This is a genomic window from Kluyvera intermedia (genome assembly GCF_034424175.1).
GTDB classification, from domain to species: domain Bacteria; phylum Pseudomonadota; class Gammaproteobacteria; order Enterobacterales; family Enterobacteriaceae; genus Kluyvera; species Kluyvera intermedia.
In genome coordinates, this window is record NZ_CP139986.1 from 1331769 (window position 1) to 1351342 (window position 19574).

Consider the following 19574-nt stretch of genomic DNA (forward strand, 5'->3'; position numbering starts at 1 on the left):
CGGAAGCGGGATACTGGAAAAGGTATTAGGCATGCAGAAAGAAAAACTTTCCGCCTTAATGGATGGTGAAACGCTGGATAGCGAGCTGTTGACCGAGTTGTCACGCTCGTCAGAGTTGCAGGAAACCTGGGAGAGCTATCACCTCATTCGTGATTCGCTGCGCGGCGACACGGCTGATGTGCTTCATTTTGATATCTCTTCTCGCGTGATGGCCGCCATCGAAAATGAGCCTGTTCGTCAGACGACAACACCGCTTATTCCTGAAGCCCAGCCAGCACCTCATCAATGGCAGAAAATGCCGTTCTGGACAAAAGTACGTCCATGGGCAAGTTCGCTTACCCAAATGGGCGTGGCAGCGTGCGTTTCGCTTGCTGTTATCGTTGGCGTTCAGCAGTATAATGGCAAAACTGATTCCACCCAGCCAGAATCGCCGGTGTTCAATACATTGCCGATGATGGGGAAAGCGAGTCCGGTTAGCCTGGGTGTCCCTTCAGACGCCACGAGCGGTACCGGTCAGCAGCAGGTTCAGGAACAGCGTCGCCGTGTTAATGCTATGCTGCAGGATTACGAATTGCAGCGTCGCTTACACTCAGAACAGTTGCAGTTTGAGCAGGCACAAACTCAGCAAGCCGCTGTTCAGGTGCCGGGCTATCAAACTCTAGGAACGCAATCGCAGTAATGAAGCAACTTTGGTGTGCCATGTCACTTGTGGCTGGTAGCCTGTTCTTCTCCGCAAACGCCTCGGCAGATGTATCGTCCGGGGCGTTGTTGCAGGAGATGAATCTGGCCAGTCAGTCACTCAACTACGAGCTGTCGTTCGTCAGCATTAATAAATCAGGCGTCGAATCGCTACGCTATCGTCACGTGCGTCTTAATGGACAGCCTCTGGCGCAGCTACTGCAGATGGATGGCCCACGGCGTGAAGTCGTGCAGCGCGGTAGCGAAATCAGCTACTTTGAGCCGGGCCTCGATCCCTTTACGCTGAACGGCGACTACATCGTCGACTCCCTGCCTTCATTGGTCTATACCGATTTCAAACGCCTTGCGCCTTATTACGATTTTATCTCCGTCGGACGCACGCGCATTGCCGATCGCATGTGTGATGTCATCCGCGTTGTGGCCAGAGACGGTACTCGTTATAGCTACATTGTGTGGATGGATTCAGAGAGCAAGCTGCCAATGCGCGTTGATCTCCTTGACCGTGATGGTGAAACCCTGGAGCAGTTCCGGGTTATCGCGTTCACCACGGGCGATCAGGTGAACAGCAGCATGCAAAACCTGGCGAAAGCGAGTTTACCACCGCAGCTCTCGCTGCCAACGGGAAGCAATGTTGCTTTTAACTGGTCATCGGGCTGGCTGCCGCAGGGCTTTAAAGAAGTCTCAACCAGTCGCCGCACGCTGCCGGGCATTGACGGTCCGGTCGAGTCGCGCCTCTTCTCCGATGGTCTTTTCAGCTTCTCGATTAACGTCAGTCGCGCTAACGCCAGCAGTACTGAACAGATACTGCGTACCGGACGCCGGACGGTCAGCACCACAATTCGCAATCAAGCGGATATCACCATCGTCGGTGAACTGCCGCCGCCAACCGCCAAACGCGTTGCTGATGGTATTTCGTTCAAAGGTGCACAATGATTAAAGAATGGGCCACCGTTATTGCATGGGATAACGGTATGGCGCAGGTGAGCTGTGACGTAAAAACGTCCTGTAACAGCTGCTCCTCACGCGCGGGTTGTGGAACGCGGGTGCTGAATAAGCTCGGGCCGCAAACCAGCCATACCATATCTGTTCCCAGCGCAGAACCACTGGTGGCAGGGCAGAAAGTCGAATTAGGAATCACCGAAAGCAGCCTGCTCGGATCCGCTATGCTGGTTTATATGTCACCGCTAATCGGGCTATTTGTGGTTGCTTCGCTGTTTCAGGTGCTGTTTGGTTCGGATATCGCCGCGTTATGCGGGGCTGTGCTCGGCGGCGTCGGCGGTTTTCTGATTGCCAAAGGATTCTCTCCCCGGCTTGCTGCGCGCGAGACCTGGCAGCCCATTATTATCAGCATAGGGCTTCCCCCCGACCTGATTCGCACCACATCATCTTCTGAAATGAGCCAGTGATAACACTGGCTTTATTATTTTTGGAACACTCCTCGCAGGAAGCGCTATGCTTGGCGGGAAGAGCATTTCCTGGTTACGCGGTTGTAGTGTAGAATGCGGCGTTTTCGAACGACTAGACACAAAATCATTCGAGTTGCGTCAAGGCGGCAAGCGAATGAATCCCCGGGAGCGTACATTAGTACGTGACAGGGGTGAGTGAGTGCAGCCAACGCCGAGGCAACTTGAAGGATGCCGTGTCTAAAACGTCAGGCTCCGTACCGCGGCCTCAAAGTATTCGTAAGGCATAAATATATTAATATATGAAGAATATACGTAACTTCTCCATCATTGCACATATCGACCACGGTAAATCAACGCTGTCTGACCGTATTATTCAGATTTGCGGTGGCCTTTCCGATCGTGAAATGGAAGCCCAGGTTCTGGATTCAATGGATCTCGAACGCGAACGTGGCATTACCATCAAAGCACAGAGCGTGACGCTGGATTTCAAATCGTCCGATGGGGAAACCTATCAGCTTAACTTTATCGACACCCCGGGCCACGTTGACTTCTCCTATGAAGTATCGCGTTCTCTGGCGGCCTGTGAAGGCGCACTGCTGGTGGTTGACGCCGGGCAGGGCGTAGAAGCTCAGACGCTGGCGAACTGCTATACCGCGCTGGAAATGGAACTGGAAGTTGTGCCGGTTCTGAATAAAATCGACCTGCCAGCCGCCGACCCTGAGCGCGTGGCGGAAGAGATTGAAGATATTGTCGGCATCGACGCGACCGATGCAGTCCGCTGCTCGGCGAAAACTGGTGTGGGTGTAACCGACGTTCTGGAACGTCTGGTGCGTGATATTCCGCCGCCGGATGGCGATCCGGAAGGCCCATTACAGGCGCTGATCATCGACTCCTGGTTCGATAACTACCTCGGCGTAGTCTCGCTGGTCCGTATTAAAAACGGCACCATGCGTAAGGGCGACAAAATCAAAGTGATGAGCACAGGCCAGGTCTACAATGCAGACCGCCTGGGCATCTTCACACCGAAGCAGGTTGATCGTACTGAGCTTAAATGCGGCGAGGTAGGTTGGCTGGTTTGCGCCATTAAAGACATCCTCGGCGCACCGGTTGGCGATACGCTGACGCAAGCACGTAACCCGGCAGATAAAGCGCTGCCAGGCTTCAAAAAGGTTAAGCCTCAGGTTTATGCGGGTCTGTTCCCGGTCAGCTCTGACGATTACGAAAACTTCCGTGATGCGTTAGGCAAGCTGAGCCTGAACGACGCCTCCCTGTTCTATGAACCAGAAAGTTCTACCGCGCTGGGCTTCGGCTTCCGCTGTGGCTTCCTGGGTCTGCTGCACATGGAGATCATTCAGGAACGTCTGGAACGTGAATACGATCTGGATCTGATCACTACCGCGCCAACCGTAGTCTATGAAGTGGAAACCACCAGCAAAGAGACTATCTACGTCGATAGCCCGTCTAAGCTGCCGCCACTGAATAATATCTACGAATTGCGTGAGCCGATTGCAGAATGTCATATGCTGCTGCCGCAGGCTTACCTCGGTAACGTGATTACTCTGTGTATCGAGAAGCGTGGCGTGCAGACCAACATGGTTTACCACGGTAACCAAGTTGCGTTGACCTATGAAATTCCGATGGCAGAAGTGGTGCTCGACTTCTTCGACCGTCTGAAGTCTACCTCTCGCGGCTATGCGTCGCTGGACTACAACTTCAAACGCTTCCAGACATCTGACATGGTGCGCGTTGATGTTCTCATCAACAACGATCGTGTCGATGCGTTAGCGCTTATCACCCACCGTGATAACTCGCAGAGCCGCGGTCGCGATCTGGTTGAGAAGATGAAAGAACTTATCCCACGCCAGCAGTTTGATATCGCCATTCAGGCGGCAATTGGCACGCACATCATTGCGCGTTCAACGGTCAAACAGCTGCGTAAAAACGTTCTGGCGAAATGCTACGGTGGCGACATCAGCCGTAAGAAAAAACTGCTGCAGAAACAGAAAGATGGTAAGAAGCGAATGAAGCAGATCGGTAACGTCGAACTGCCGCAGGAAGCTTTCCTTGCCATTCTGCATGTTGGGAAAGACAGCAAATAATCTTAAGGAGTTGGCATGGCGAACATGTTTGCCCTGATTCTGGTGATTGCCACACTGGTCACGGGCTTGCTGTGGTGCGTTGATAAATTTATCTTCGCACCAAAACGACGGGAACGTCAGGCTGCGGCGCAGGTCGCAACGGGCGATTCGCTGGATAAAAATACGCTGAAAAAAGTGAGCTCGAAACCGGGCTGGCTGGAAACGGGTGCCTCGGTATTCCCGGTGCTGGCTATCGTGCTGATTGTGCGCTCGTTTATCTATGAGCCGTTCCAGATCCCATCTGGTTCGATGATGCCGACTCTGCTGATTGGCGACTTTATCCTGGTGGAGAAATTCGCATACGGGATTAAAGACCCTATCTATCAGAAGACGATTATTGAAACGGGTCATCCGAAACGCGGCGATATCGTGGTGTTCAAATACCCGGAAGATCCACGCCTTGATTACATCAAGCGTACCGTGGGTTTGCCTGGGGATAAAGTGACCTACGATCCAGTGTCCAAGCAGGTGACTATCCAACCAGGATGCAGTTCCGGTCAGGCGTGTGGTAACGCGCTGCCGGTAACGTATTCCAACGTTGAACCGAGCGATTTTGTCCAGACCTTCTCGCGCAGCAACGGCGGCGAGGCGACCAGCGGCTTCTTTGAAGTACCTAAGGGCGAAAGCAAAGAAAACGGCGTACGTCTGACACAGCGTCAGGAAACGCTTGGTGAGGTTAATCACCGTATTTTGACCGTGCCAATCGCACAGGATCAGGCGGGGATGTACTATCACCAGTCCAGTTTGCCGCTGGCGACCTGGATTGTGCCGCCAGGACACTACTTCATGATGGGTGATAACCGCGACAACAGCGCGGATAGCCGTTACTGGGGCTTTGTGCCGGAAGCCAATCTGGTCGGTAAAGCCACAGCTATCTGGATGAGTTTTGATAAACAAGAAGGCCAATGGCCTACCGGCGTGCGTTTAAGTCGTATCGGCGGGATCCATTAATTCTTCGTTTGACTTCGTGCGGCAGCCAAATTGCTGCCGCACGAATTATTTCATGTTTAAATCCATCCAAACTAACGACATCCCTCGTCGTTGTGTATAGAATATCCCCCCGAAGTTTCGGATGTCTCTGAACGAGAGACACGGCACACGAAACCGCATTGGTTTTCCTCAGGTCTGTTTCGTGTGCTGCATTTTTGACGCATTCATTTATTTGGTATCGCATGAACCCCATCGTAATTAATCGGCTTCAACGGAAGCTGGGCTACACTTTTGTTCATCAGGAGTTGTTGCAACAGGCGTTAACGCACCGTAGCGCTAGCAGCAAACACAACGAACGCTTAGAGTTTCTGGGCGATTCAATTTTAAGCTACGTGATTGCTAACGCGCTCTATCATCGCTTCCCTCGCGTGGATGAAGGCGATATGAGCCGGATGCGCGCGACATTAGTTCGTGGAAACACGCTGGCGGAAATCGCCCGTGAATTCGAACTGGGCGAATGTCTGCGTTTAGGGCCGGGTGAGTTGAAAAGCGGCGGCTTCCGTCGTGAATCTATTCTGGCTGATACGGTTGAAGCATTGATTGGCGGGGTATTCCTCGACAGCGATATTCAAAACGTAGAAAGACTGATCCTCTCCTGGTATCAGACTCGCCTGGACGAAATTAGTCCGGGCGATAAGCAAAAAGATCCAAAAACACGCTTGCAGGAGTACCTGCAAGGCCGCCATCTGCCGCTGCCCTCTTATCTGGTGGTACAGGTGCGTGGGGAAGCACACGATCAGGAATTTACTATCCACTGCCAGGTTAGCGGCCTGAGTGAACCGGTGGTCGGCACAGGTTCTAGCCGTCGCAAGGCGGAACAGGCTGCCGCCGAAGAGGCGCTGAAAAAGCTGGAGCTGGAATGAGCGAAGAAAAAACATACTGCGGATTTATTGCCATCGTTGGTCGTCCGAACGTCGGCAAATCTACCTTACTGAACAAGCTGCTCGGGCAGAAAATTTCGATTACTTCCCGAAAAGCGCAGACGACACGTCACCGTATCGTCGGCATCCATACCGAAGGGACTCATCAGGCGATTTATGTCGATACCCCGGGTCTGCATATGGAAGAGAAGCGTGCTATTAACCGCCTGATGAACAAGGCGGCAAGTAGCTCCATTGGTGACGTTGAGCTAATCATTTTCGTAGTCGAAGGCACCCGCTGGACGCCGGATGACGAAATGGTGCTGAACAAGCTGCGCGGCGGTAAAGCGCCGGTTATTCTGGCGGTAAATAAAGTCGATAACGTACAGGAAAAAGCGGATCTGTTACCGCACCTGCAGTTCCTCGGCAGCCAGATGAACTTCCTGGATATCGTACCACTCTCTGCTGAGAGTGGGCTGAACGTGGACACCATTGCCGGGATTGTGCATAAGCACCTGCCGGAAGCTATCCACCACTTCCCGGAAGATTACATCACCGACCGTTCACAGCGCTTTATGGCTTCTGAAATCATCCGTGAAAAACTGATGCGTTTCCTGGGCGCAGAGCTGCCGTACTCGGTGACCGTTGAAATCGAACGCTTCGTCTCTAACGAACGTGGTGGATATGATGTCAACGGCCTGATTCTGGTTGAACGTGAAGGCCAGAAGAAGATGGTGATTGGGAACAAAGGTTCCAAGATCAAAACCATCGGTATCGAAGCTCGTAAAGACATGCAGGATATGTTCGAAGCGCCTGTTCACCTGGAACTGTGGGTGAAAGTGAAATCAGGCTGGGCCGATGACGAACGCGCACTGCGTAGTCTCGGTTATACTGACGATCTCTGATCCTTTTATACTCTATGGCTTTCGAGGCGCAGAAAGGCGGCAAGGCCGTGAGTCCCCAGAAGCTTACTTCAGTAAGTGACTGGGATGAATGGGCGCAGCCAACGCATCTGCGGCTTGAAAGACGACGAGTATGATGGAGGGCTGGCAGCGCGCATTTGTCCTGCATAGTCGTCCCTGGAGCGAAACCAGCCTGATGCTGGACGTCTTCACGGAAGAATCGGGTCGCGTGCGCCTTGTGGCTAAAGGCGCACGTTCCAAACGTTCCAACCTCAAAGGCGCTCTACAGCCTTTTACCCCCCTGTTAGTACGCTTTGGCGGACGTGGCGAAGTCAAAACGCTACGTAGCGCAGAGGCCGTCTCGTTGGCACTCCCTTTAAGCGGCATCACGCTCTACAGCGGCCTGTACGTCAATGAACTGGTGTCCCGCGTACTCGAACACGAAACCCGTTTCTCCGAACTGTTCTTCGACTATTTACACTGTATCCAGGCATTAGCAGGCGTTACCGGCTCACCGGAACCGGCCCTGCGTCGTTTCGAGTTGGCGCTGCTGGAGCATCTGGGTTATGGCGTCGATTTCCTGCACTGCGCGGGGAGCGGGGACGAAGTCGATGACACCATGACTTACCGTTATCGTGAAGAGAAGGGGTTTATCGCCAGTATTGTGATTGATAACAACACCTTCACTGGACGCCATTTGAAGGCGCTGTCGACCCGTGAGTTTCCGGATCTCGACTCTCTGCGCGCTGCAAAACGCTTTACCCGTATGGCGCTGAAGCCGTATCTTGGTGGGAAACCGTTGAAGAGCCGCGAATTATTTCGCCAGTTTGTACCGAAACGATAGCTGATATCACGCTCACCGGGCTTTTCTCCCTCGCCCTTTGGGAAGAGGGCTGGGTGAGGGGAAAGAACACAAAAAATAAAAACACGAGGATTGTCATGGCTGAATTACTGTTAGGCGTCAATATTGATCACATTGCCACCCTGCGTAACGCACGCGGCACCGCATACCCGGACCCGGTGCAGGCGGCATTTATTGCCGAACAGGCCGGCGCGGATGGCATCACCGTGCATTTACGCGAAGACCGTCGCCATATCACCGACCGCGACGTGCGTATTCTGCGTCAGACGCTGGACACCCGCATGAATCTGGAAATGGCGGTGACCGAAGAGATGCTGACTATCGCTTGTGAAACCAAGCCGCATTTCTGCTGCCTGGTGCCAGAAAAGCGCCAGGAAGTGACCACCGAAGGTGGTCTGGATGTGGCAGGTCAGTTGGACAAAATGCGCGATGCCTGCAAACGTCTGGCCGATGCGGGCATTCTGGTATCGCTGTTTATCGATGCTGATAATGCGCAGATCAAAGCTGCCGCCGACGTTGGCGCACCGTATATCGAAATTCACACCGGTTGCTACGCCGATGCGACCACCGACGCTGCACAAGCTAAAGAGCTGGAACGCATCGCGAAAGCGGCAACCTATGCCGTTAGCTTGGGCCTGAAGGTTAACGCCGGACACGGTCTGACCTACCACAACGTGAAAGCAATTGCTGCGCTGCCGGAAATGCACGAACTGAACATCGGCCACGCCATTATTGGTCGTGCGGTCATGAGCGGCCTGAAGGACGCTGTGGCCGAGATGAAGCGCCTGATGCTGGAAGCGCGCGGCTAATGGCGATTTTAGGGTTAGGTACCGACATCGTCGAAATCGCCCGTATCGAAGGTGTGATCGCCCGCAGTGGCGATCGCCTCGCTCGCCGTGTGTTAAGCGATAACGAATGGACCATCTGGGAAACACACCAGCAGCCAGTACGCTTTCTGGCGAAACGCTTTGCGGTCAAAGAGGCCGCATCGAAAGCGCTGGGCACCGGTATTCGCAACGGGCTGGCATTCAATCAGTTTGAAGTTTACAACGATGAATTGGGCAAGCCGAAACTGCGTTTATGGGGAGAGGCAAAATTGCTGGCAGAACGGATGGGGGTGGCGTATATGCATGTGACGCTCGCCGATGAGCGCCACTACGCCTGTGCTACGGTGATCATCGAAAGCTAGATTTTATCCGCGTGATGCATCTGGACAAACTTGTCCCACAGCTGCTCTTCGCTTTCCAGATGTGCCTGATCCTTTAAAATCGTATTCGGGATCGGGCACACTTTCTGACAGGTCGGCGTCTCATAATGGCCGATGCACTCGGTGCAGCGATCGCTGTTGATCTCGTAAATGCTGTCACCCATCGAAATGGCCTCATTCGGACATTCCGGTTCACACATATCGCAGTTGATACATTTTTTGGTGATTAACAGCGCCATCAGGAAATTCTCAGAAACGTAATAAACAGGGCGCGCATTATACGCTCATTTTCCGCTCAGGCCATACCTTTTATGTGGTGATAGCACTGCCGATCAAACCAGCTTTTTCACCAGCGCTTCGCTGTGACGAATACGCTCCGGTGCATTCTCCAGATCCTGTTGCACCAATCCCATAAACAGTAAATCCGTCAGCATCATCTGCGCGCTGGTCGAGGAAATTGCCGCGCTACGTGTGGCCTGTTCTTCCGCGATGGTGTAGAGGCAATGTGTCGCCCGCTGCTGAAGCGTATTGGGTGAGAAGCCCGTAATGGCCAGTACCTTACCGCCGACGCGTAGGGTTTCATCGGCCGCCAGATTAATCTCCCGACGCGCTCCGGAATAGGAAATAGCCAACAGCAAATCGTCCTTCGACATGGCCTGGACGGTAGCCAGCAGGGCGTGCATATCCAGTTCAGAAACGGCATTTAACCCGATTTTCATCAACTTCCAGCTAAAATTGCGCGCTACCAGGCCCGATGCGCCAATTCCGGTCAGGATAATGCGCCGAGCACTACGCAACAGCGTTACCGTTTCCACCAGCTTGTCTTCGCTGTTGACGTCGAGAGAGGCGTGCATGGCCGCCACATTATCTTTAATCAGTTTTTCGCCCACCAGACGCAGTGGATCATCACCACAAATCTGGTTATGTACCGGCACGGAGTGCGGATTGACGTTACTGGCCATCGCTTCACTTAAGGCCAGTTTTAGCGCTGGGAAACCTTTAAAACCGAGTTTCTGGGCAAATTTTACCACGCTGGACTGGCTGACCCCGGATTGGCTTGCAAGCTGCTGTGAGCTTAAGTGACGTGCCAGGTCCGGCTGCGCCAGAATAAAATCGGCCAGCTTTCTGTCGCTTTGCGCCAGCTGGGGATAACGCTGGCGTATACTGATTAAACAATTCATAAAAACCTCGCGGGCAATAATGGCGACGGCGTGCCCGTTAACTAATCTACGCGTTTGAAAGAATTATGTATTCTATTATAACGGAATAATTCGAATTAAATATTCCATCTAAGGTTAATAGCCCAGATTTTTCGCCAACTCTTCGTCACAACCCCACTGGGCGAAAGCGTGCTACCAATCTGTTAATCTATGTATTGAACTGATTACGAATGACAGGAGTCTCTTTTGACAAGCCATTCTCGCCATGTGGTGTTTTTCGATCTTGATGGCACGTTACATCAGCAAGATCTGTTCGGAGCATTTATCCGTTATTTGCTGCGCCGCTTACCGCTCAATACGTTGCTGGTATTGCCATTGCTGCCAATTATCGGCGCCGCTATGTTACTCAAGGGACGCGCAGCACGCTGGCCAATGAGCGTGCTACTGTGGGGCTGCACATTCGCTCGCCGTGAAGCGACGCTTAATGCGCTAGAGGCGAGTTTTATTATCTGGTTTCGTGCCACGGTAACGCCGTTCCCGGTGGTGCAGCAACGCTTAGACAGCTACCTAAGTCGACAGGATGCCGATGTCTGGCTAATTACCGGATCGCCGCAGACGCTTGTTGAACGCGCCTACGCTGACGCGCCGTGGATGTCTCGCATCAACCTGATTGGTAGCCAGATGCGCCGTGCCTTTGGCGGGCGTGTTTTATCTGTGCGCTGCCTGGGCCATGAAAAAGTGGTACAGCTTGAGCAACGTCTTGGTACGCCGCTGCGTCTTTACAGCGGGTATAGCGACAGTAAGCAGGATAACCCGCTACTTTATTTTTGTGAGCACCGCTGGCGCGTGACGCCACACGGTGAACTGGAGCAGCTTGAATAAGCATGCGCTGCTCTTTGATGGATATTGTGTATAATGCGCGGCGTTTTATCATCTGGAGCCCCCGACGTTGTCTGATACTGAACTCAACCATGAATACTGGATGCGCCATGCGCTGATGCTTGCCAAACGCGCCTGGGACGAAGGGGAGGTGCCGGTAGGCGCTGTGCTGGTGCATAAAAACCAGGTGATAGGCGAAGGCTGGAATCGCCCGATTGGTCGTCACGATCCGACGGCACATGCGGAAATTATGGCGTTACGCCAGGGCGGCCTGGTGCTGCAAAACTATCGGCTTATCGATACCACGCTGTATGTGACTCTGGAACCTTGCGTCATGTGTGCGGGCGCCATGGTACACGGCCGTATTGGCAATCTGGTGTTTGGCGCGCGCGATGCTAAAACCGGCGCGGCGGGTTCGTTGATTGACGTATTACATCATCCCGGAATGAACCATCGAGTTGAGATCGCTGAAGGTGTGTTGGCCGACGAATGCTCGGCGATGTTGAGTGATTTCTTCCGCCACCGTCGGCAGCAGCAAAAAGCGTTAAAGCAGGCGGCGAAGCACGATTAACCTAGAGTGCCAGTCCCGGGGGCGGCGTAAACGCCTTGCCCGGGCTACCATTTACCTAGTGCGCGGTTTTACATAGGACGACATTCGTTGGTAGCCCGGCCAAGCGCAGCGCCGCCGGGAAGTACCCGCAGCTTTCTCCCCAACAGCTTAAACATTCACAGGCGATGCTGACCATCAAATCCGAGCTGACATTTTAAACTGAACGTTTATTTTTTCGGTGAGAATCTCAGCAATGACGGGTCGCCGTTGCTGTAATCGCTCCGGCGTAAAAATGAGAACAGCCCAAAAGCATTATCGCCCTGATGCAGTTCATCTGGCGATACCGAAGGATAGGCCTGAGCAATTGCCTTCTCTTCCGCTTCCCGCTGTTCTTTTTCCTGCAAATAGCCGACGAGGCTTATCTGGTACTTACGAATATTCTCAACGTAAGCGTAAGCTTCATGCCCACGGGCATAACCGTAGGTCAGCTTGCTATACCAGGGTTTCTGGCTCAGTAACGGCAGACGCTGCTTCACATCGGCCCAGCTATCAGGGTTGCCTTTTTGTTTTGCGGTGAGCGCACGTGCGTCGAGCATATGGGCATAACCGAGATTATAGGCGGCGAGCGCAAACCAGATTCGTTCACCTTGCGGCACGGTATCCGGAACCTTGTCCATCATATCTTCGATGTAACGCATCCCGCCGCTGATGCTTTGCTCGGCATCGGTTCTGTCGGTTAATCCCAGACTCTGGGCGGTATTTTTGGTGAGCATCATCAGACCACGCACGCCGGTGGGGGAGGTAGCGAGCGGATCCCAGTGCGACTCCTGATAAGAAATGGCTGCCAGCAGGCGCCAGTCGATCTCGCTAGCGTACTTTTCAAATAGCGGCTGTAAATCGGGCAATACGTTATCGACCGCGCGCAGGAATGAACGCGTATCAACATAGTCAAAATCATTGCCGTGGCCGAGATACTTTTCTTCCAGACGGGCAAGGGTGCCGTCATCATTAATGTTGTTGAAGAAGTCGAGCATTGCGGCTGTGAGCGTATTGTCATCATCCTGTAGGCTAAACCAGGTGACCGGCTGCTCGTCAGTGATATCCAGCGCTACCGCCAGTTCAGGATGAACACGCTGGAATAGACCAATCGCCACCGAATCGGCAATGGTGTAGTCCAGTTTGCCATCGATAACCGCCTGCATCAGATCGACCGACGCGCGTTTGTCGTCAACGGTCCATGACAGGTCTGGGTACTTCTTCTGTTTTAAACTGTGCAGATCGTTTATGACCACCTGCCCAGGGGCCACGATGAGCTGGCCTGCGGTGATGTTACTGAGGCTACGAGGCCGCGTATTACCCACGCGATAAACCAACTGCTGTGAAACGGAGTAGTAGGTGGGGCCGGGCTGATAGTTTTTGACCCGTTCGCTGTTATAGACCAGCCCCGCCGCCAGCATATCGGCGTCGTTATGGTCAAGGTCATCAAAAAGCTGGCTGATATTCTGCCGCACGGTGATTTTCAGCTTCACGCCGAGGTAGTCAGCAAACTGCTGAGCTAACTCATAGTCGAGGCCAATATCTTTATCATTATAGGTACTGTAGGTCAGCGGGGATTGCACGGTACTGACGCGCAGCTCCCCCCGCTCTTTGATCGCGGCGATTCGGTTTTCTGGTTTGCCAAACCAGGGAATTGATGGCCATAGGGCCGCTGCCAGCAACAGCGTCACAACGCCGATGAGCAGATAATTAATCTTAAGTTTTTTCAAATAGTTAATTCGCCCAGATGTAAGTATAAATCCCTGACGACGTTACGGTTTGCTATAGATTGAGCGGCATTTTGCTTAACATTGCGCCACTTGGCAACTGATTCGAGAAGTAGGTCACATCTATTGGTAAAGCGCGCCGCTGATTTTATTTCGACGCAAACGGTTTCGTCGCGGCGCAGGATTCTCTATAATAGCGCCCGTTCTCCCCCATTGCGCACACTGAAAGCTGAGAAGACGAGAGACTTATGATGGAAATTCTGCGTGGTTCGCCTGCACTGTCTGCATTTCGCATTAACAAACTGCTGACGCGTTTTCAGGCAGCCAACCTCCCGGTAAGCAATATATACGCTGAGTATGTCCATTTTGCCGACCTGGAAGCGCCGCTAAATGAAGAAGAGCAGTCCAGGCTTTCGCGACTGTTGCAGTATGGCCCAAGCCTCAACAGCCATACACCGACCGGTAAACTGCTGCTCGTCACTCCCCGCCCTGGCACTATCTCTCCCTGGTCTTCGAAAGCTACTGACATTGCTCATAACTGCGGCCTGCCACAGGTTCTGCGTTTAGAGCGCGGCGTAGCGTATTACCTCGATGCTCCTGACCTGACCGCTGTACAAGCGAATGCTGTGGCGGCAGAACTGCACGACCGCATGATGGAGAGCGTATTTGGCTCCCTGCAGGATGCCCAAAAACTGTTTGCTCACCATCAACCCGCTCCGGTCACCAGTATTGATCTGCTGGGGCAGGGACGTCAGGCGCTCATTGAGGCCAATATCCGCCTTGGCCTGGCGCTGGCTGATGATGAAATTGATTACCTGCAAGATGCGTTTAGCAAGCTGGGGCGCAACCCGAACGACATCGAGCTGTACATGTTTGCGCAGGCCAACTCCGAACACTGTCGCCACAAAATCTTCAACGCCGACTGGATTATCGACGGTCAAGAACAGCCGAAGTCGCTGTTTAAAATGATTAAAAACACCTTCGAAACCACGCCGGATCACGTGCTGTCAGCGTACAAAGATAACGCCGCCGTGATGGAAGGTTCCGAAGTGGGTCGCTACTTTGCCGATCACGCCACCGGCCGCTACGATTTCCATCAGGAGCCAACGCATATCCTGATGAAAGTGGAAACCCATAACCACCCGACCGCTATCTCGCCATGGCCAGGTGCGGCAACCGGCTCTGGCGGCGAAATCCGTGACGAAGGCGCTACCGGGCGCGGTGCGAAACCGAAAGCCGGGCTGGTGGGCTTCTCCGTATCTAACCTGCGTATTCCAGGCTTTGAACAGCCGTGGGAAGAAGATTTCGGCAAACCTGACCGTATCGTTACTGCGCTGGATATCATGACCGACGGCCCGCTGGGAGGCGCTGCGTTTAACAACGAATTTGGTCGTCCGGCGCTGACCGGCTACTTCCGTACCTATGAAGAGAAAGTGAACAGCCACAACGGCGAAGAGCTGCGCGGCTATCACAAACCGGTCATGCTGGCGGGCGGGATCGGCAACATACGCGCCGATCATGTGCAGAAAGGCGAGATCGTGGTGGGCGCAAAACTGATCGTCCTCGGCGGCCCGGCCATGAACATCGGTCTGGGCGGCGGTGCAGCCTCTTCAATGGCTTCCGGCCAGTCTGACGCTGACCTCGACTTTGCCTCCGTCCAGCGCGACAACCCGGAAATGGAACGTCGCTGCCAGGAAGTTATCGACCGCTGCTGGCAGTTGGGCGATGCGAACCCGATTCTGTTTATCCATGACGTCGGCGCAGGCGGCCTGTCTAACGCTATGCCGGAACTGGTGAGCGACGGTGGGCGCGGCGGTAAGTTTGAACTGCGCGACATCTTAAGCGATGAGCCTGGCATGAGCCCGCTGGAAATCTGGTGTAACGAATCTCAGGAGCGCTATGTACTGGCGGTGTCTGCGGACCAGTTGCCGCTGTTTGACGAATTGTGCAAACGCGAGCGTGCGCCTTATGCGGTGATTGGTGAAGCGACCGAAGAGCTTCATCTTTCCATGAACGACAGCCATTTTGACAATCAGCCTATTGACCTGCCGCTGGACGTGCTGCTGGGCAAAACGCCGAAAATGACCCGCGACGTGCAGACCCTGAAAGCCAAAGGCGAGCAGCTGGCGCGTGAGAATATTTCTCTGGCCGATGCGGTGAACCGCGTGTTGCACCTGCCGACCGTGGCTGAAAAAACCTTCCTTGTTACCATCGGCGACCGTACCGTTACCGGCATGGTAGCGCGTGACCAGATGGTCGGCCCGTGGCAGATTCCAGTGGCTAACTGTGCGGTCACCACCGCCAGCCTTGATAGCTACTACGGTGAAGCCATGGCGATTGGCGAACGTGCGCCGGTCGCTCTGCTGGACTTCGCGGCTTCCGCCCGTCTGGCGGTCGGCGAAGCGCTGACTAACATTGCCGCTACCCAGATTGGCGACATTAAACAGATTAAGCTCTCTGCTAACTGGATGTCTGCTGCCGGTCACCCGGGCGAAGATGCTGGCCTCTACGAAGCGGTAAAAGCGATTGGTGAAGAACTATGTCCTGAGCTGGGCCTGACTATCCCGGTGGGCAAAGACTCCATGTCGATGAAAACCCGCTGGCAGGAAGGTAATGAGCAGCGTGAGATGACTTCACCGCTGTCGCTGGTGATTACCGCCTTTGCCCGTGTCGAGGACGTGCGTCATACCATCACTCCAGAGCTCTCCACGGATGATAACGCCTTGTTGCTTATCGACCTGGGTAAAGGTCACAACACGCTGGGCGCCACCGCGCTGGCGCAGGTTTATCGTCAACTGGGCGACAAACCTGCGGACGTGCGTGACGTTGCGCAGTTGAAAGGTTTCTACGATGCCATTCAGACGTTGGTGGCCGAACGTAAGCTGCTGGCCTACCACGACCGTTCCGATGGTGGCCTGCTGGTTACCCTGGCTGAGATGGCATTTGCCGGTCACTGTGGCATCGAAGCTGATATCGCTGCTTTGGGCGACGATCGTCTGGCGGCACTGTTTACCGAAGAACTGGGCGCCGTGATTCAGGTTCGTGCAGCGGATCGTGAAGCCGTCGAAGCGATTCTGACCGCAAGCGGTCTGGCTGACTGCGTACATTACCTCGGTCAAGCGGTCGCGGGTGACCGCTTCACGCTGACTGCCAACGGCCAGCCGGTGTTCAGCGAAAGCCGTACTACGCTGCGTATGTGGTGGGCAGAAACCACCTGGCAAATGCAGCGCCTTCGCGACAACCCGGAATGTGCTGACCAGGAACACCAGGCGAAAGCTAACGATAACGATCCGGGCCTCAATGTTAAGCTGAACTTCGATATCAATGCGGATATCGCGGCACCTTACATTGCGACCGGTGCGCGCCCAAAAGTGGCCGTACTGCGTGAGCAGGGCGTGAACTCCCACGTCGAAATGGCAGCCGCCTTCCACCGTGCGGGCTTTGACGCTATCGACGTGCATATGAGTGACCTGTTAGCGGGGCGCACTGGCCTTGACGCATTCGATGCGCTGGTGGCCTGTGGCGGCTTCTCCTACGGCGACGTACTGGGCGCGGGCGAAGGGTGGGCAAAATCCATTCTGTTCAACAACCGCGTGCGCGATGAGTTTGCCACCTTCTTCCATCGTCCACAGACGCTGGCGCTGGGCGTATGTAACGGCTGTCAGATGATGTCTAACCTGCGTGAACTGATCCCGGGCAGCGACCTGTGGCCGCGCTTTGTGCGTAACCACTCTGACCGCTTTGAAGCGCGCTTTAGCCTGGTTGAAGTGGCATCCAGTCCATCGCTGCTGCTTGCTGGCATGGAAGGTTCGCGCATGCCAATCGCCGTTTCCCACGGCGAAGGCCATGTCGAAGTCCGCGATGCGGCTCACCTGGCGGCACTTGAAAGTAAAGGTCTGGTGGCGCTGCGCTTCGTGGATAACTTCGGTAAAGTCACCGAAACTTACCCGGCTAACCCGAACGGCTCGCCAAACGGTATCACCGCCGTCACCAGCGAAAGCGGTCGCGTAACCATCATGATGCCGCACCCGGAACGCGTATTCCGCACGGTGGCTAACTCCTGGCACCCGGAAAACTGGGGCGAGGATAGCCCGTGGATGCGCATCTTCCGCAATGCGCGTAAACAGCTCGGCTAATCATTTTGCCTACGCATCAAGCCCCTTCTCGTAAGGGGCTTTTTTTTATTTATCGTACACGCTCCTGTAGCCCGGCACACAGTGACGCCAAGATGCCTCAGGTGTCTGCAAATCCCGACAGCACCGTATTATGATGTCTCCAATAGGAGACACTTAATTCATTGATTTAAAGAATATTTATTTTTACGTGAAAGGTATGTTGCTGTTTAGCGACACAAAGTACAAAAAACACCCAATCACAAATAGAAAGGTAATAGGTATATTTCCTATATTTTTCATTGTGTTAATTTATTGTTTTGCACTGTGGCACGCATCATGCATAATATCAACCAGTGGCTCATTCACCTCCTTATGTCAGCCCCTTCGGGACGTGCTACATAAACTTCGAATGACGCACAACAAGGTGCCTGCCGTCCAGCAAATGATAATAGCGCTGCTTTATCAACCATCGGGCGAAACGTTGAGTTAGGCACCGCCTTATTCCGGCACAAAGCCGGGCTTATGCCCGGCTTTGTGCTTTCTGACCTTTCCCTCGTTAAGATCCTCAGTTAGCATTCCAGTACGTTGCTTTATTGAGACACCCCTTTGAAACGCCTCTCTCTTTTCCCACGATCGCTACGGCAACTGGTCACGCTGGCGTTCCTGCTGATCCTGTTACCACTGTTAGTGCTGGCCTGGCAGGCATGGCAGAGCCTGAACATCCTCAGCGCGCAGGCAGAACAGACCAACCGCACCACGCTTATCGACTCACGCCGCAGCGAAGCGATGGCCAGCGTTGCGCTGGATATGGAACGCAGCTACCGACAGTACTGTGTCCTCGACGATCCGACGTTGGCGAAGGTGTATCAAACGCAACGCAAGCGCTATGGCGAGATGCTGGAAGCGCACGCTGGTGTGCTGCCAGATGACGCGCTGTATCAGCGATTACGGCAAAATTTGCAGGAACTGGCGGAGCTTGATTGCACCAACAGCGGCCCGCAAAAAGCGGCAGCGGAAAATCTGGCAGCGTTCTCCACCGCGAACGGTGAACTGGTGCAGGCCACGCGCACCGTGGTCTTTTCACGTGGACAACAGCTTCAGCAGGCGATTGCCGAGCGTGGTCAATTCTTTGGCTGGCAGGCGCTGGTGTTGTTCCTGGTCAGCCTCGTAATGATGTTACTGTTTACCCGCATGATTATCGGCCCGGTGAAGGGCATTGAACGCATGATTAATCGTCTGGGAGAAGGGCAAACGCTTGAGGGCGAGATTATGTTCAGGGGCCCGCGTGAACTGCGTTCGGTGGGGCGGCGTATCGTCTGGCTCAGTGAACGACTGTCATGGCTGGAATCCCAGCGCCACCAGTTCTTGCGCCATCTCTCTCATGAATTGAAAACACCGCTTGCCAGCATGCGCGAAGGCACCGAACTGCTTGCAGATCAGGTGGTTGGACCGCTCAATGCGGAACAAAAAGAGGTGGTCGCGATCCTTGATAGCAGTAGTCGCAATCTGCAAACCCTGATTGAACAGCTACTGGACTACAACCGTAAATTGAGCGAAACCGCCATCCGAATGGAGCCGGTGACGTTAGCGCCGCTGGTAGATATGGTGGTTTCTGCGCACAGCCTACCCGCACGGGCTAAAATGATGCACACGCAGGTAGATTTACAGGCACCTGCTTGCCTGGCGGAACCGACGCTACTGATGAATGCACTGGATAATCTTTATTCGAATGCGGTGCACTATGGCACTGAATCCGGTAACATTTATCTTCGTAGCGCCCGGGAAGGCACCACCGTGTCGATTGAAGTTATCAATACCGGAACCGCCATCCCGGACGCAGAAAAATTAATGATTTTTGAGCCTTTTTATCAGGGTAGCCATCAACGCAAAGGTGCGGTGAAGGGGAGCGGCCTTGGGCTAAGTCTGGCGCGTGACTCTGTGCGCAAAATGCACGGCGAGCTAGTGCTTCTCGATACATCGGACGGCAACGTCTGTTTTCGCATCGAACTCCCAGCCCCTGTGCTCGAAAAAAACATCACATGA

The 19574-nt window shown here is 53.9% G+C and carries 17 protein-coding genes; 14 read left to right on the forward strand and 3 right to left on the reverse strand.

Features of this window, described 5'->3' with window-relative positions; all coding sequences use genetic code 11:
• Nucleotides 1-31 precede the first annotated feature (31 nt).
• The 10 genes from rseA (at nt 32) to acpS (ending at nt 9046) form a co-directional block, all read left to right on the forward strand.
• Complete coding sequence (gene rseA / locus U0026_RS06495) at nt 32-679, forward strand: anti-sigma-E factor RseA (protein WP_062774595.1); 648 nt, start codon at nt 32-34, stop codon at nt 677-679.
• Nucleotides 679-1632, forward strand: coding sequence for a sigma-E factor regulatory protein RseB (gene rseB, locus U0026_RS06500; RefSeq protein ID WP_062774593.1), 954 nt, complete (start codon nt 679-681; stop codon nt 1630-1632). The genes rseA and rseB overlap by 1 nt, the downstream gene beginning before the upstream one ends.
• On the forward strand, nt 1629-2105 hold the full coding sequence (gene rseC, locus U0026_RS06505; RefSeq protein ID WP_062774592.1) for a SoxR-reducing system protein RseC: 477 nt from the start codon (nt 1629-1631) through the stop codon (nt 2103-2105). The genes rseB and rseC overlap by 4 nt, the downstream gene beginning before the upstream one ends.
• A 299-nt stretch (nt 2106-2404) precedes the next feature.
• The gene (gene lepA / locus U0026_RS06510; protein WP_062774590.1) at nt 2405-4204 is read left to right on the forward strand and encodes a translation elongation factor 4; all 1800 of its coding nucleotides are present in this window, start codon (nt 2405-2407) and stop codon (nt 4202-4204) included.
• Nucleotides 4205-4219: 15 nt separating this feature from the next.
• Nucleotides 4220-5194, forward strand: coding sequence for a signal peptidase I (gene lepB / locus U0026_RS06515; protein ID WP_062774588.1), 975 nt, complete (start codon nt 4220-4222; stop codon nt 5192-5194).
• 221 nt (nt 5195-5415) lie between these two features.
• A complete protein-coding gene (gene rnc, locus U0026_RS06520; protein ID WP_062774586.1) occupies nt 5416-6096 on the forward strand; it encodes a ribonuclease III in 681 nt (226 codons plus the stop codon).
• Nucleotides 6093-6998 (forward strand): GTPase Era, encoded by a 906-nt coding sequence (gene era / locus U0026_RS06525; RefSeq protein WP_062774585.1) that lies wholly within the window; start codon nt 6093-6095, stop codon nt 6996-6998. Before rnc ends, era begins: the two co-directional genes overlap by 4 nt.
• Nucleotides 6999-7131: 133 nt before the next feature.
• Nucleotides 7132-7839 carry a DNA repair protein RecO gene (gene recO, locus U0026_RS06530; RefSeq protein WP_062774624.1) on the forward strand — a complete coding sequence of 236 codons (708 nt, stop codon included), beginning with the start codon at nt 7132-7134 and terminating at the stop codon, nt 7837-7839.
• A 95-nt stretch (nt 7840-7934) separates the two neighbouring features.
• Nucleotides 7935-8666, forward strand: a complete 732-nt coding sequence (pdxJ, locus tag U0026_RS06535) for a pyridoxine 5'-phosphate synthase (protein WP_062774583.1) — start codon at nt 7935-7937, stop codon at nt 8664-8666.
• Nucleotides 8666-9046: a holo-ACP synthase gene (gene acpS, locus U0026_RS06540; protein ID WP_062774582.1), complete on the forward strand. Its 381-nt coding sequence runs from the start codon at nt 8666-8668 to the stop codon at nt 9044-9046. The genes pdxJ and acpS overlap by 1 nt, the downstream gene beginning before the upstream one ends.
• On the opposite strand, the gene U0026_RS06545 is transcribed toward acpS, so the two are convergent.
• Both U0026_RS06545 and U0026_RS06550 read right to left on the reverse strand, forming a co-directional pair.
• Nucleotides 9043-9303 carry a YfhL family 4Fe-4S dicluster ferredoxin gene (locus U0026_RS06545; RefSeq protein ID WP_062774580.1) on the reverse strand — a complete coding sequence of 87 codons (261 nt, stop codon included), beginning with the start codon at nt 9301-9303 and terminating at the stop codon, nt 9043-9045. The two genes, acpS and U0026_RS06545, sit on opposite strands and share 4 nt — an antisense overlap.
• 93 nt (nt 9304-9396) lie before the next feature.
• A complete protein-coding gene (locus U0026_RS06550; protein ID WP_062774578.1) occupies nt 9397-10245 on the reverse strand; it encodes a MurR/RpiR family transcriptional regulator in 849 nt (282 codons plus the stop codon).
• 225 nt (nt 10246-10470) lie between these two features.
• Here U0026_RS06550 and yfhb point away from each other — a divergent pair, with 225 nt between their 5' ends.
• Together yfhb and tadA are read left to right on the forward strand one after the other, a co-directional pair.
• Nucleotides 10471-11106 (forward strand): phosphatidylglycerophosphatase C, encoded by a 636-nt coding sequence (gene yfhb / locus U0026_RS06555; RefSeq protein WP_062774576.1) that lies wholly within the window; start codon nt 10471-10473, stop codon nt 11104-11106.
• Nucleotides 11107-11173: 67 nt separating this feature from the next.
• Nucleotides 11174-11674 carry a tRNA adenosine(34) deaminase TadA gene (gene tadA, locus U0026_RS06560; protein ID WP_062774575.1) on the forward strand — a complete coding sequence of 167 codons (501 nt, stop codon included), beginning with the start codon at nt 11174-11176 and terminating at the stop codon, nt 11672-11674.
• Nucleotides 11675-11880: 206 nt separating this feature from the next.
• On the opposite strand, the gene mltF is transcribed toward tadA, so the two are convergent.
• A complete protein-coding gene (mltF, locus tag U0026_RS06565) occupies nt 11881-13419 on the reverse strand; it encodes a membrane-bound lytic murein transglycosylase MltF (protein WP_062774573.1) in 1539 nt (512 codons plus the stop codon).
• 245 nt (nt 13420-13664) lie between these two features.
• Between mltF and purL the strand changes: the two genes are divergently transcribed.
• Complete coding sequence (gene purL / locus U0026_RS06570) at nt 13665-17552, forward strand: phosphoribosylformylglycinamidine synthase (RefSeq protein ID WP_062774572.1); 3888 nt, start codon at nt 13665-13667, stop codon at nt 17550-17552.
• Between the two features lie 585 nt (nt 17553-18137).
• Nucleotides 18138-19574, forward strand: a complete 1437-nt coding sequence (locus U0026_RS06575) for a sensor histidine kinase (protein ID WP_062774570.1) — start codon at nt 18138-18140, stop codon at nt 19572-19574.

What these genes read in the sequence shown, in the direction of transcription:
- lepB (WP_062774588.1), top strand. Translation starts at nt 4,220, where the DNA reads ATGGCGAACATGTTTGCCCTGATTCTGGTGATTGCCACACTGGTCACG.
- acpS (WP_062774582.1), top strand. Translation starts at nt 8,666, where the DNA reads ATGGCGATTTTAGGGTTAGGTACCGACATCGTCGAAATCGCCCGTATC.
- rseC (WP_062774592.1), top strand. Translation starts at nt 1,629, where the DNA reads ATGATTAAAGAATGGGCCACCGTTATTGCATGGGATAACGGTATGGCG.
- rnc (WP_062774586.1), top strand. Translation starts at nt 5,416, where the DNA reads ATGAACCCCATCGTAATTAATCGGCTTCAACGGAAGCTGGGCTACACT.
- U0026_RS06550 (WP_062774578.1), bottom strand. Translation starts at nt 10,245, where the DNA reads ATGAATTGTTTAATCAGTATACGCCAGCGTTATCCCCAGCTGGCGCAA.
- U0026_RS06545 (WP_062774580.1), bottom strand. Translation starts at nt 9,303, where the DNA reads ATGGCGCTGTTAATCACCAAAAAATGTATCAACTGCGATATGTGTGAA.
- pdxJ (WP_062774583.1), top strand. Translation starts at nt 7,935, where the DNA reads ATGGCTGAATTACTGTTAGGCGTCAATATTGATCACATTGCCACCCTG.
- recO (WP_062774624.1), top strand. Translation starts at nt 7,132, where the DNA reads ATGGAGGGCTGGCAGCGCGCATTTGTCCTGCATAGTCGTCCCTGGAGC.
- lepA (WP_062774590.1), top strand. Translation starts at nt 2,405, where the DNA reads ATGAAGAATATACGTAACTTCTCCATCATTGCACATATCGACCACGGT.
- rseB (WP_062774593.1), top strand. Translation starts at nt 679, where the DNA reads ATGAAGCAACTTTGGTGTGCCATGTCACTTGTGGCTGGTAGCCTGTTC.
- rseA (WP_062774595.1), top strand. Translation starts at nt 32, where the DNA reads ATGCAGAAAGAAAAACTTTCCGCCTTAATGGATGGTGAAACGCTGGAT.
- era (WP_062774585.1), top strand. Translation starts at nt 6,093, where the DNA reads ATGAGCGAAGAAAAAACATACTGCGGATTTATTGCCATCGTTGGTCGT.
- purL (WP_062774572.1), top strand. Translation starts at nt 13,665, where the DNA reads ATGATGGAAATTCTGCGTGGTTCGCCTGCACTGTCTGCATTTCGCATT.